12 protein-coding genes are annotated in these 12,868 nt (G+C 70.6%); 10 read left to right on the top strand and 2 right to left on the bottom strand.

Features of this window, described 5'->3' with window-relative positions; translation table 11 throughout:
• Nucleotides 1-47 precede the first annotated feature (47 nt).
• Together ACX114_RS36180 and ACX114_RS36175 are read left to right on the top strand one after the other, a co-directional pair.
• Nucleotides 48-350, top strand: coding sequence for a hypothetical protein (locus ACX114_RS36180; protein ID WP_459292002.1), 303 nt, complete (start codon nucleotides 48-50; stop codon nucleotides 348-350).
• 103 nt (nucleotides 351-453) lie between these two features.
• The gene (locus ACX114_RS36175) at nucleotides 454-1,887 is read left to right on the top strand and encodes a serine/threonine-protein kinase (protein WP_459300381.1); all 1,434 of its coding nucleotides are present in this window, start codon (nucleotides 454-456) and stop codon (nucleotides 1,885-1,887) included.
• Between the two features lie 97 nt (nucleotides 1,888-1,984).
• Here the strand turns inward: ACX114_RS36175 and ACX114_RS36170 are convergent, their stop codons facing one another.
• Nucleotides 1,985-2,866: a YsnF/AvaK domain-containing protein gene (locus ACX114_RS36170; RefSeq protein ID WP_459292000.1), complete on the bottom strand. Its 882-nt coding sequence runs from the start codon at nucleotides 2,864-2,866 to the stop codon at nucleotides 1,985-1,987.
• A gap of 360 nt (nucleotides 2,867-3,226) precedes the next feature.
• Between ACX114_RS36170 and ACX114_RS36165 the strand changes: the two genes are divergently transcribed.
• From ACX114_RS36165 to ACX114_RS36130, 8 genes are all read left to right on the top strand, one after another.
• Nucleotides 3,227-3,547, top strand: coding sequence for a hypothetical protein (locus ACX114_RS36165; RefSeq protein ID WP_459291998.1), 321 nt, complete (start codon nucleotides 3,227-3,229; stop codon nucleotides 3,545-3,547).
• Between the two features lie 161 nt (nucleotides 3,548-3,708).
• Nucleotides 3,709-4,920: an ABC transporter substrate-binding protein gene (locus tag ACX114_RS36160; RefSeq protein WP_459291996.1), complete on the top strand. Its 1,212-nt coding sequence runs from the start codon at nucleotides 3,709-3,711 to the stop codon at nucleotides 4,918-4,920.
• A gap of 21 nt (nucleotides 4,921-4,941) precedes the next feature.
• Nucleotides 4,942-5,862, top strand: a complete 921-nt coding sequence (locus ACX114_RS36155) for a branched-chain amino acid ABC transporter permease (protein WP_459291994.1) — start codon at nucleotides 4,942-4,944, stop codon at nucleotides 5,860-5,862.
• Nucleotides 5,862-6,938: a branched-chain amino acid ABC transporter permease gene (locus ACX114_RS36150; protein ID WP_459291992.1), complete on the top strand. Its 1,077-nt coding sequence runs from the start codon at nucleotides 5,862-5,864 to the stop codon at nucleotides 6,936-6,938. The genes ACX114_RS36155 and ACX114_RS36150 overlap by 1 nt, the downstream gene beginning before the upstream one ends.
• Entirely contained in the window at nucleotides 6,935-7,822 is an 888-nt protein-coding gene (locus ACX114_RS36145; RefSeq protein WP_459291990.1) for an ABC transporter ATP-binding protein, read from the top strand. Before ACX114_RS36150 ends, ACX114_RS36145 begins: the two co-directional genes overlap by 4 nt.
• Entirely contained in the window at nucleotides 7,819-8,571 is a 753-nt protein-coding gene (locus tag ACX114_RS36140) for an ABC transporter ATP-binding protein (RefSeq protein WP_427298605.1), read from the top strand. Before ACX114_RS36145 ends, ACX114_RS36140 begins: the two co-directional genes overlap by 4 nt.
• Before the next feature lie 180 nt (nucleotides 8,572-8,751).
• Nucleotides 8,752-9,519, top strand: a complete 768-nt coding sequence (locus tag ACX114_RS36135; protein ID WP_459291988.1) for a hypothetical protein — start codon at nucleotides 8,752-8,754, stop codon at nucleotides 9,517-9,519.
• 172 nt (nucleotides 9,520-9,691) lie between these two features.
• Nucleotides 9,692-12,094: a WD40/YVTN/BNR-like repeat-containing protein gene (locus ACX114_RS36130; RefSeq protein WP_459291986.1), complete on the top strand. Its 2,403-nt coding sequence runs from the start codon at nucleotides 9,692-9,694 to the stop codon at nucleotides 12,092-12,094.
• Here the strand turns inward: ACX114_RS36130 and ACX114_RS36125 are convergent.
• The gene (locus ACX114_RS36125; RefSeq protein WP_459291984.1) at nucleotides 12,091-12,744 is read right to left on the bottom strand and encodes a YiiX/YebB-like N1pC/P60 family cysteine hydrolase; all 654 of its coding nucleotides are present in this window, start codon (nucleotides 12,742-12,744) and stop codon (nucleotides 12,091-12,093) included. The two genes, ACX114_RS36130 and ACX114_RS36125, sit on opposite strands and share 4 nt — an antisense overlap.
• Nucleotides 12,745-12,868: the final 124 nt, after the last annotated feature.

The raw sequence follows: 12,868 nt of genomic DNA, 5'->3' as shown, positions 1-12,868 counted from the left end.
CATTCGTAGGCCCGGGGGACCGCCTCTCTTTTCCCCGGAGCCTCCCCATGGAACTGACCGAAGCCGTGATGATCGTCATGGTCACCGGCATGACCGTTGGCATTCCCCTGCTCGGCCTCACGCTGCGCTTCGCCCTCAAGCCCGTGATTGAGACGTGGCTGCGGGTGCGCGAGGTCCAGGCCCGCGGGCAGGTGTCCGCCGGGGAGCTGGAAGGGCTGCGCGCGCGCGTGGCGCACCTGGAGCACATGCTGGACCGGCACGGCATGCTGGAGCACCCCGTCACCCGCGCGTCTCCCGAGCTGCCGGAGCGCCTGGCGCCGGTGGTGCGCGTGGACCGCGAGCGCGTCTGACGTCCCACCCGGTGGGCGCTCCATCCCCGCCGGGTTTTCGGGTATTGATGGACGCGTGGCGTTCCAATCCCCGGAAGAAGAGCTGGCCTTCCTGCGCGGCCTGATGGCCGTGAACCGGATGGCCGACGACATCCTCGAGGACTGCCTGGAGCGGGGGCTGGACCTCGACACCGGCCTGGATGTGTTCCTCACGCAGTGCGCCCGGATGGTGCACGCGAAGGCGGGCTTCGTGTCGCTGAGGGGCACGCGAGGGCCCGTGCTGACGCGTGTCCTGGGCGAGCTGGGCGTGGACGTCTTCCAGGCGGCCCACTGGAGCGGCCCCCGGAAGCTGCGTGAAGGCCGGATGCTCTTCTGCCAGCAGCTCACCCTGGGGAAGCTGAACCTGGGCGGACTGGGCCTGGTGGTGGACGGGGACTTCGCGGACGGCGGCCAGCGGGTGATGGGGCTGGTGGAGGCGATTGGCGAGCAGCTGGACTCCGCGGTGCTGTCCTTCCTGGCGCTGACGGACGGCCGGGGCCCGCTGGAGCGGCTGGACGAGCTGGACGTGGAGGGCACGCCCGTCAACCGCGGACGCATTGGCCGCTATGAGGTCGTGAAGCCCCTGGGCACGGGCGGCATGGCGCAGGTGCTCATCGCGCGCACGCGCGGGCCGGAGGGACTGGGGCGGCTGGTGGCGCTCAAGCGCATCCTGCCCCACCTGACGGCGCAGCCGGAGATGGTGCAGCAGTTCCTGGACGAGGCGCGCATCGGCCTGCGGCTGTCGCACCCCAACCTGGTGCACGTCTACGACTTCGGCGAGGCGCAGGGCGCGTACTACATGGCCATGGAGCTGGTGAACGGCATCGACCTGGACCGGCTCTTGCGCGCCAACAAGGGCCCGCTGGAGCCGCCGGTGGCGTCCGCCATCGTGTCGCAGGCGCTCCTGGGGCTGCACGCCGCGCACTCGCTCAAGGGCGAGGACGGCGCGCCCATGGAACTGGTGCACCGCGACCTGTCCCCCCACAACGTGATGGTGGGCTTCGACGGCCAGGTGAAGGTGCTGGACTTCGGCGTGGCCAAGGTGCGCGCCCAGCGCACGGTGACGCTGCCGGGCATCGTGAAGGGCAAGCCGCTCTTCATGTCCCCAGAGCAGGCGCTGGGCCAGAAGCTGGACGCGCGAAGCGACCTGTTCGCCATGGGGCTCGTCCTCTACCAGGCCCTCACGGGACGGCGCGCCTTCGAGCGCGAGGACGAGTTGGACACCATGAAGGCCATCTGCCAGGAGAAGCTGACGAAGCCTCCGGAGGTGCCCGCGGTCCTGTGGAACGTGCTGTCGGTGGCGCTGTCCAAGGACCCCTCGGCCCGCTTCCCCAACGCCCATGCCATGGCGGACCGGCTGATGGCCGCGAGCCCTCCCGCGCGCGACACGGCGCTGGCGGCGCTGGCGGGACGGCTCTTCCCGGAGCGGCTGCGCGACTCGCAGCGGCTGGAGACCGCCGTGAACCACCAGCGAGAGGCTCCCACCCGCGCGACGCCGCCCACCCGCGCGCCGAGCTGACACGCGGAAGTTCCGCCTCCCCCGCACACCGCGCGCGTGAAGGCGCGGCATGCGGGGGGCGGAGCACAAGGACCGTGAGGCTTCCTGCCGGCGGACGCTACGAGCGCTTGAGTGGATCGATGTCTGGGTTCGCGACGTAGCCGGTGCGGCGCTTCTCCTCGTCCACGTCGCCCTCGGTGCGCACCACCGTCACCTCGCCCAGCTCCTCGTGGCGGACGCGGCCCTCCATGCTGCGGCGCTCCTCGATGGGGCGCTTGTGGATGGTGATCTCCTCGTCCGTGTACGCGCGCTTGGTCAGCTCCGCCTCCTCCGCGCTCAGGGGGATGCGGATGGTCTCCTCCTGGAAGGTCGCCACGTCGCCGGGAATGGTGTCCTTCCCCTTCACCGCGCGGCGCACCACCTCCACCTCCTCGTGGCGCAGGGGGACCTCCACCGTCTTCATCTCCTCGACGACGATCTTCCGAACCTGCGCCTCGCCCGCGGAGCGCTGGTGCTTGGTGACGCCCAGCTCCTCATGGTGCGTGCGCAGCGTGACGTCCTCGTTCGCGATGCGCTCGGCGGCCTTCGCGTCGGCCCGCAGGTCGGTGCGCAGCTCGCGGCGCAGCTCGCGGTCCTTCTCCCGGTCCTTGAAGCCGATCTTCTCCGCGCCGGTCCGGGGGACCTCCTCCACCTTGGTGGTGCCCGTCTTCAGCCCCGCGCCAATGCCACCCATGGTGGCGCCGGTGGCCGTCGCCGCCGTCGCGCCCACCGCGCCGGAGTCGGACAGCCCTCGCAGGGCCTCGCGGCCGTGGTTGAGGTAGATCTCCCCGTTGCGGATGTCGCTCACCTCCGCGTAGCGGACCAGGTAGTCCTTCGGGAAGAACATCCCCTTTTCGATGTGGAACTCGCCCTCACTCACGGCGAACACCTTGCCCAGCTTCTCGCCGTCGCTGCTGCGGACCGTCATCCCTTCCTTGATGTCGTTGCGCTTGATCATCATGGACTTGGCTCCTTGTGCCTTCACGTCGGGTCGGGTGTGGTCGCGAGCGGAGCGCCAGGGCCGTCCAGCGCGCTGGAGTGGGTTTCCTGGGGGGAAGTGGACGCCGACGTGTCCGCCACGGCCATCACCCGAAAAGTGGGTTCAATGACGCCCAAGAAAACCCCTGGTGCTGGATGCTCCAGGGGCTCGGTACGCCGCACGCCGCTGGCAACGCCGCGCCACACGCCTCCCCGCTTCCTGTCCGAGGGGCAGGCATGCAGGAGCAGAACCCCCGGGCTTCACGCTGGCCGCGCGCGTCCCCACACCTCACTGTGAGGGCGCGGGTCCGGAGGGCCGGTCCGCGCGAGAAGGAGTCTTTCAATGCGAGCCACGAGACCTGGCCGGGGACTCGGGTGGATGGCCGGCGCGGTGGGACTGCTGGTGGCGGGACGACTCCTGCGCCGTCGCGCGGAGGCGGCTCTTCCGGAGTCCGCCCCAGACGAGGCGTCAGCCCTGGAGCCCGTCTCCTGGACGCCTGACGCGCTGCCGGACGCCGACGACCCTCCCTCCGCCGGGTGGTCGCTGACGCATGAAGACATGCCGGCCTGGGAGGACGCCGAGACGCCGGAGGCCGGGCCCCAGGTCCTCCCGAGGATCCGCCGGGGACCGTCGGGCCGGGAGCACTTCTGGCTGGAGCCCTGAGCGGGCAGGGCGCGCACTCAGGGTCGGGGCGGGGGCTGGCGACAGCGATGTTCCGGGGTGTTGGCGGGACTCCGGAGCCAAGCTGTGCGCTTGACCCATGGGGAGGGCTCCCCTAGAAAACCGGGGCTTTGCCCGTCATCTCCCCCGGAGGAAGCCCCCGCATGCGACGACTTGCCCCGATGCTCCTCGCCGCGCTCGCCGTCCTGGCGGCCGCCTGCGAGAAGAAGACGCAGCCCACGGGAGAGGCGGGAGGCGCCCCCGCGGCGCAGGCCCCGGCCACCGCGCAGGGTGGCGGTGCTCCCCCGGCCGGTGACGACGTCATCGTGCTGGGCGAAGTGGGCGCGCTGACGGGCGGTCAGGCGACGTTCGGCATCTCCACCCGCAACGGCGTGGCGCTGGCGGTGAAGGAAGCCAACGCGGCTGGCGGCGTGAAGGGCAAGAAGCTGGTCGTGCGCGTGTACGACGACCAGAGCAAGCCGGAGGAGGCCGCGCAGGCCGTCACCCGCCTCATCACCCAGGACAAGGTGGTGCTCATCCTGGGCGAGGTGGCGTCCTCCAGCTCCCTGGCCATGGCGGAGAAGGCCCAGGCGGCCGGCGTGCCCATGATCACCCCGTCGTCCACCAACCCCTCCGTGACGGAGAAGGGCGACAACATCTTCCGCGTCTGCTTCATCGACCCGTTCCAGGGCTTCGTGATGGCGAAGTTCGCGCGGGAGAACCTCAAGCTCAACAAGGTCGCGGTGCTCCAGGACAACAAGAGCGCCTACTCCATTGGCCTCACGGAGGTGTTCCGCCAGAAGTTCGCGGAGATGGGCGGGAAGATCACCGCCACGGAGAGCTACAGCCAGGGCGACACGGACTACCGCGCGCAGCTGACCGCCATCAAGAAGACGCAGCCGGAGGGCATCTACGTGCCGGGCTACTACAGCGAGGTGGGCATCATCGCCCGCCAGGCGCGTGAGCTGGGCCTGAAGGTGCCGCTGATGGGCGGCGACGGCTGGGACTCCGAGAAGCTCTTCGAGCTGGGCGGCAGCGCCATTGAGGGCAGCTACTTCTCCAACCACTACTCGCCGGACAACCCGGACGCGCGCGTGAAGAAGTTCATCGCGGACTACAAGGCGGACAACAACGGCGCGGTGCCGGACGCGCTCGCGGCGCTGGGCTACGACGCCGCGCGCGTCGCGATTGAAGCGCTCAAGAACGCCCCGGACACCAGCGGCCCCGCGGTGCGCGCCGCCATCGCGAAGACGAAGGACTTCCCCGGCGTGGCGGGCAACATCACGCTGGATGAGAAGCGCAACGCGGTGAAATCCGCCGTGGTGCTGAAGGTCCAGGACGGCAAGTCCACCTACGTCACCACCATCTCGCCTTAACCCCAGGGCCCACCCCGGCACATGTCGCAGCTCATCCAGCACCTCATCAACGGTCTGGCCGCCGGCACCATCTACGCCCTGGTCGCGCTGGGCTACACGATGGTGTACGGCGTCCTCAAGCTCATCAACTTCGCCCACGGCGACGTGATGATGGTCGGCGTCTACATGGGCTACGCGACCGCCTTCGCCCTCGGGCGGCAGGCGCAGCGCTCCATGTGGGGCGTGGTCCTCATCTTCGCGGTGGCCATGGTGGGGTGCGCGCTGCTCGGCTTCCTCATCGAGCGCTTCGCCTACCGGCCGCTGCGCGAGAAGCCGCGCCTCACCGCGCTCATCACCGCCATCGGCATCTCGTTCGCGCTGTCGTACGGCTTCCAACTGGACATCGGCTTCTTGCCGGGCGCGTCTCCCCGGGTCTTCCCGGAGGTCATCGTCCCCAGTGAGTGGTTCATCATTGGCGACCGCGACGTGGTGGTGTGGAACTGGCAGGTCATCAGCTTCCTCATCGCCGTGGCGCTGATGGCCGGGCTCCAGTTCCTCGTGTACCGGACGCGCTTCGGCAAGGCGATGCGCGCGGTGTCCTTCGACCACCGCACCGCGGCGCTGATGGGCATCCCCACCGACCGCATCATCGCGCTGACGTTCATGCTCTCCAGCGCGCTGGCGGCGGGCGCGGGCCTGCTCTACGCCATCAAGGACACGTCCGTGAGCCCGCTCATGGGCCTGTACGTGGGCCTCAAGGCCTTCGTGGCGGCGGTCATCGGTGGCATCGGCAACGTGCCGGGCGCCGTGGTGGGCGCGCTGCTCTTGGGCCTGGTGGAGGAGTTCGTGGTGGGCTACGCGGCCAGCACCTGGCGTGACGCGGTGGCCTTCGGCTTCCTCATCCTGGTGCTGCTGGTGAAGCCGGGTGGTCTGTTCGGCCGCGTCGCGGCGGAGAAGGTCTGATGGCGGCCCAGCCTGGAGGCGTGACGACGCTGACCGACGTGGACGTGGGCCGCGTGCCCCCGGCCCTGCGCGGCATCCTGCCCGTGCTCATCGCGGTGCCGGTGGTGGTCCTGGCGGACGTGCTGCTGAACACCTCGCCCTTCGCCACGTACCTGCTGTCCGTGGTGGGGGTGAACATCATCCTCGCGGTGAGCCTCAACATCGTGAACGGCATGACGGGCCAGTTCTCCATTGGCCACGCGGGCTTCATGGCCGTGGGCGCGTACATCGCGGGCGTCACGTCCCTGTCGCTCAAGGAGGTGGCGCTGTCCTTCCTGCCGGTGGCCGCCAGCGACCAGGTGCTCTTCACCGTGGCGCTGCTCGCGGGGGGCGTGGCCGCCGCGCTGTGCGGCTTCCTGGTGGGCCTGCCGTCCTTGCGGCTGCGCGGGGACTACCTGGCCATCGTGACGCTGGGCTTCGGTGAGATCATCCGCGTGGTGGTGCAGAACACGGAGGCCTTCGGCCGCGCGCTGGGCCTCTCCGGCATCCCGCAGTACTCCAGCGTGGCCATGGTGTACTTCTGGGTCTTCCTGGTGGTGCTGGTGGCTCGGAGAATCGCGGGCTCCAGCCACGGCCGCAGCCTGTGGGCCATCCGCGAGGATGAAGTGGCCGCCGAGGCCATGGGCGTGGACACCACCGGCTACAAGGTCCGCGCGTTCGTCATCTCGTCGTTCTTCGCGGGCATCGCCGGCGGCCTGTTCGCGCACTTCGTGCCCATCATCAACCCGGGCTCGTTCACCTTCGTGAAGTCCATGGAGATCGTCGTCATGGTGGTGCTGGGCGGGCTGGGCTCCAGCACGGGCGCCATCGTCGCGGCCATCTTCCTCACGCTGCTGCCCGAAGGGCTTCGCTCGCTGTTCGGCGCGCTGGGCGCGGGAGGCAGCCTGGCGCAGAAGGTGGATCAGATCCGCATGCCTGTGTACGGCATCCTCCTGGTCGTGCTGATGCTGGCCCGGCCGCAGGGCCTGTTCGGCACGAAGGAGCTCTGGGACGTGCTGCCCCGGTGGCTTCCCCGGAAGAAGAAGGGGCTGACATGAGCGCCGCCGTGACTCCTGTCTCCGCCTCGGGCACTGGGGACGCGCTGCTCCAGGCGTCCGGGGTGAGCATCCGCTTCGGGGGCCTCAAGGCCCTCACGGACTTCAACCTCACCGTGCGCCAGGGCGACCTCTTGGGCCTGATTGGTCCCAACGGCGCGGGCAAGTCCACCGCGTTCAACGTGCTCACCGGCGTGTACCAGCCCACCGAGGGCGAGGTGCGCGTGGCCGGGCAGCGGGTGAACGGCTGGGTGCCGCATCAAATCAATCACCTGGGCCTCGCGCGCACGTTCCAGAACATCCGCCTGTTCCGCGCGCTGACGGCGCTGGACAACGTGAAGGTGGCCTGCCGCGCGCAGGGCTCCCTGCACCCGGTGGTGATGGGCCCGCTGGCGAAGGCGGGCACGGCGATGCGCAACTACCGCGACTGGTGGCGCGCGCTCCTGCTCACCCCCGGCTTCCAGGCCGAGGAGCGCGAGCTGACGCGCCAGGCGGAGCACCTGCTGGAGGTCATGGGCCTGTCGCACCGCCGCGATGAAGAGGCGAAGAACCTGCCCTACGGCGAGCAGCGCCGGCTGGAGATCGCCCGCGCGCTGGGCACGCGCCCCAAGGTGCTGCTCTTGGACGAGCCCGCGGCGGGCATGAACACGCGTGAGAAGGCGGACCTGATGGTGCTCATCCGCCGGCTGCGCGACGAGTTCTCGCTGGGGGTGCTGGTCATCGAGCACGACATGAAGCTGGTGATGGGCATCTGCGAGCGCATCACCGTGCTGGACCACGGGGAGACGATTGCCCGCGGCGCTCCGGCGGAGGTGCGCAGCGACCGCAAGGTCATCGAGGCGTACCTGGGCGACAGCTACCTGGAGTCCCACGGAGGCGCGGCGTGAGCGAGCCGGTGAAGGTGCTGGGCGAGCGGCGCGCGTTCGAGCCGCTCCTGTCGGTGGAGGGCATCCAGGTCCGCTACGGCGCCATCCAGGCGCTGCGGGGTGTGTCCCTGACGGTGGGCAAGGGCGAGATGGTGGCCCTCATCGGCGCCAACGGCGCGGGCAAGACGAGCACCCTGCGCGCGGTGAGCGGCATGCTCAAGCCGTCCGCGGGCCGCATCACGCTGGCGGGGCAGGACATCACCGGCCTCAAGGCGCACCAGCTGGTGCCGCGCGGCATGGCGCACGCGCCGGAGGGGCGGGGCATCTTCCCCAACCTCACCGTGTTCGAGAACCTGGAGCTGGGCGCGTACCTGCGCAAGGACACCGCCCAGGTGCGCCAGGACATGGACAAGGGCTTCGGCCTGTTCCCGGTGCTGCGCGAGCGTCAGAAGCAGCTGGCGGGCACGCTGTCCGGCGGCGAGCAGCAGATGCTGGCCATCGCCCGGGCGCTGCTCAGCAAGCCGCAGCTGTTGCTGTTGGACGAGCCGTCCCTGGGCCTGGCGCCGCAGGTGACGGAGACCATCTTCCGCACGCTGCGCGAGGTGAACGCCACCGGCGTCAGCGTGCTCCTGGTGGAGCAGAACGCGCACCTGGCCCTCAACGCCGCCCACTACGGCTACGTGCTGGAGACGGGCGAGGTGGTGATGGCCGGTCCCGGCAAGGCGCTCCTGGACAGCGCCGAGGTGCGGCGCGCGTACCTGGGCGAATAGCCCTCCCGCGCCGAGTTTCCGGCCCTGCTGCGCGTTGTCCGCCCCCGGACGCTTCCGGGGGCGGGGCGCGGGCAGTTGCTCGCGCCGCGTCGAAACTCGGGTAGTCAGCGGCGGAGGACTTCGTCTAGCGTCCGACAAGACAGTTGGTTTTCTTCCACTTCCCTCTCAGGAAGCGTGCCCATGCGCCCGTTGTCCCGCCTCCTCCTCGCGTCGCTCACCACCCTCGCGCTCATCGCTGGCGCGTGCGCCAACCAGCAGAAGACCGACGGCTCCTCGTCGGGCGGTCCCCAGGCGACCTCCACCATCGAGGACGTGCCCAACGAGCCCACCCCGGGCGCGGCGGGTGGCGCCGAGACCGCCGCCGCGGCCCCGGCCTTCAAGCCCTACGAGGCCGCGGAAGGCTTCACCATCGAGATGCCGATGGAGCCCCAGGTGGCGCGCCGGCAGATTCCGCTGGGCTCCAGCACGGTGAACACCGCGGCCTTCTCCGTGCGCACCGATGACGGCACCATCTACTCGGTCAGCACCGCGGACTACCCGGAGCGGCTGGTGGCGAGCCGTCCCCCGGAGGCCCTGCTGAACGAGGGCCGGGACGGCATCGTGAAGGAGGTCCAGGGCACCCTCAAGGAAGAGGCGGAGATCACCCTGGATGGCTACCCCGGCAAGGCCTACACGGTCAGCTCGCCGGTCCACGGCGCGGTGAAGGCGCGTAACTTCCTGGTGGGCCCGCGCCTGTACACGCTGCTGGTCATCTACAACCCCAACCACCCCAACACCACGGCGGACGCGTTCCTCACCTCGCTGAAGCTGGTGAACCCGCCCCCGGCCATCGCCACCCTCACGCCGGACGCCGGCACGGCCGCCGACGCGGGCACGCTCGAGGGCATGGACGCGGGCACGACGACCGACGCGGGCACCACCGCCCCGCGCCGCCGCAAGGCGAAGTAGTCGCAGGGCGCCGACGCGACGCTCCCAACACTCCCGGGGGCGTCGCGCGGTGGGTGTGTTCACCTGTCCGCGCGGAGATTGCCGGGCCCTCCGGGTCCGCCTCCGCCGGATTGCTCCCGGGTCTGCCGTCCCTACCTTTCGGGCGGGGATACGACAGGGGGCGCACAATCACATGATGTCCTGGGTGGGGGCCCTGCTGACCACGGTGGTGGCGGCGGGAGGAGTGCCCATGGTGCCGGCCGGCGGGGGCAATGCCCTGACGCTGCCGGCGCATCGGCACGCGGTGCGGATCGAAACAGGCAACGGGCATGAGCCCACGTGGCTCCTGGCCATCCAGCAGCAGGGGGCGGAGGGCGAGGGGCTGAACCTGTTCCGTTCCGAGGACGGGTTCCAGGGCTTCTCCAAGCTGGCGGAAATCCAGCCGGATGCGTCGCACCACGACCGGGCGGAGCTGGTCGCGGTGGGGCGCGACGTGGCGATGGTCTACGCGTACGAAGGCCCTTCACTGGCGGCGTCGTCGCGGCACGACGTGTACTTCCAGTGGTGGCGCTACGACGCGGAGGGGGACACCTGGACGCCGGAGCCGGCGGTGCGGGTGTTCAACGCGGACAGTTCGACGGCGTACTCACGGGCGCTGCTGGCGAGGGACTCGAAGGGACGGCTGTGGGTGCAGGCGTTCCGGCTGGAGTCGGACGGCGGCGCCACGGCGGTGGTGGCGGTGTCCACGGATGGCGGCGCGACCTTCCAGAGGCAGCCGGACCTGGGGCGCACGCGCAAGCGGGGCGGGGGACGGCTCTTGAGCGTGGGGTCCAAGCTCGTCTTCTTCTGGGCCATGCACGACGGCTTCGAGCCCACGCGGATGCGGGTGCGTGACGCGGCGGATCCGCTGGACACGTGGGGGCCGCAGCGGGACGCGTTCTCCGACGGCATCTACCATGGCGCGGCGCTGAGCGCGGTGGAGGACGGCAAGGGCGGCATCCACCTGGTCTACAAGGACGAGACGGAGCGGCTGTACTACCGGCGCTTCGACGGGACGTCGTTCGGCTCGCGCATCCTGGTGGAGGGGACGCCGGACTGGGCGTTGCAGCCCGCGGTGACGCGCATCGGGGACGCGCTGTATGTCTTCTACAATCACTTCCAGACGGCGACGGATTACGAGATCCGCGTGCGGGTGCTGCGCGACGGCGTGTTCAGCGACCCGGTGACGCTGGATTCGCGCACGAGCTTCAAGGGCTACCTGAGCACCCTGGACGTGCTGCCGGACAGCGTCACGGAGGTGCCGTGCTTCTACGGCGACGCGGTGGACGCGAACTCCAGTGGCCGGGTGATGCGCGTGGCGCTGGCGCGCCAGCCGGAAGGTGGCGGCGGCTCCGGTCAGGACGGCGGGACGCCGGATGCAGGCTCGGGCACGGATGGCGGCGTGGACGCGGGGACGCCGGATGCGGGTTCGGGCACCACGGATGGCGGCGTGGACGCGGGGACGCCAGATGCAGGGTCGGGCACGGATGCCGGCGTGGACGCGGGCACGCCTCCGGTGGATGCCGGGACGCAGGGCCCGGTGACGCTGGAGCCGGTGTTCACGAACACCACCCACGAGGTGCTGGCCGTGGACGGCGCGGGCACGGTGTACGCGCTGGCGCTGGACGGGAGCCGCTCGAAGCTGCTGGCGAGCACGGACGGCGGGCGCACCTTCAGCGCGCGAGGGCAGGGCGTGGGCGGCGCGTCGTTCTGGGTGATGGCGGCGCTCAAGGACGGGACGCTGCTGGCGCAGATGAGCCGCAGCGGCAGCTACCACCTGGAGCGCTCCACGGACGGCGGGCGCACGTGGGCGGACGTGGCCTCGCTGGGGAGCTACCGCGCGATGTCGCCCGCGAGCTTCGCGGAGCTGGGCAGCACGGTGTTCTTCCTGGAGCACCAGACGTTCACCTCCGCGAACACGCCGCTGCGGCTGTGGGCGAGCACGGACGGCGGAGCGACGTGGGCTACGCGCGCGACGTTCCAGGACCACCGGCACGGCACGGCGCTGCACGCGGACGCGACGCGCGGCGTGCTGTGGGCCACGTTCGGCAGCAGCAGCGCGCAGGCGGCGGTGCTGCGCTCGACGGACGGCGGCCGCGCCTGGACGAAGGTGATGGGCGGCTACGGGGCCAACGCGGTGACGGGGACGGTGCTGTCGGGAGGCGAGCTGCTCTTGGGGCAGTCCACGCTCTATGAGCCCGAGCACCCGAAGCTCCTGCGCGTGTACGCGAGCGGACGGGTGGACGCGCTGATGACGTTGCCAGGGCCGGCGTACTCGCTGGAGGCGCTGACGGGAGGCGGCTTCGTCTTGGGAACGGCGAGGGCGGACGTGGGCGACGTGCAGCCCGCGTCGGACCTCTATGCGCGGCTCTTCACCAGCACGGACGGCGTGACGTGGACGGAGGCCCGGAGCTACGAGCGGACCACCAGCGGCGTCCTCGCCCGCGCCGAGGTCTGGGGCGTGCTGTCCAACGGCGACCTGGTGGTGCGGGCGGAGAACCTGAAGGGCTTCGGGACCGGAGGGAAGGGGTTCCAGGTCCTGCGCGTGAAGCGCTAGTGCGCTCGAGGGAAATCCGAGTACACGACCGCGAGCCTGGCATCCGCCGCCAGGCTCGCGGGCGTCACCAGTTCCAGGTCCACCGGCACCGGACCCCGGTAGCGCTCCGCGATTTCACGCCGCAGCCCCGCGACGTCCAGGTCGCCCAGCCGCTCCATCTTCCCGTACTCCACGCCCGCGCCCGCCGCGTACGCCTTGCGCACCAGCTCCGAGCAGTACATCGCCTCGTCGCCCCACCCGAAGAGCGCGTCGTACGGCTTGCCCAGGTGACGCTTCGCCTCCTCCACCGCCCGCGCCTTCGCCGCGTCATCCACTCCCTGCGGGCGCATCACCAGCAGCCGCCCCTTCACCCCGCGCGCCTTCCATTGCGCGAACGGCGTGCGCTTCACCGGCTGCACCGCCTCCACGATGAACGTCCCCTCCGGCGTCACCTCCACCAGCCCCACGTGCGACAGCGGGCTGTGCGTGGCGACCTGGATGGCCTTCGACTGGCGTGATCCAGACGTCTGGAACACCACGTCCCCGGTCCGCACCTTGGCCGCCACGCCCTCCGCCTGTCGCGGCGCCGCCTGCGTCCCGCGGCCCACCAGCCACGCCGCCCCCACCACCACGAGGGCCAGCAGCCACAATCCCCTCACGATCCAGCGCATCCGTCCGTCCCTTCCATGGGTTGCACCCGTCCACCCACCCCCAGTGCAGCGCGGGTGCCAGCCATTTCAGAGCGGGGTTCACTCGTGGTACGTGGATGTCGCTTCCGACCCTGGGTCAGAGCGT

The organism is Corallococcus sp. M7 (assembly GCF_054512695.1).
Note: the sequence above shows the minus strand (reverse complement) of the source record. Positions and strands in the feature narration are given on the sequence as shown.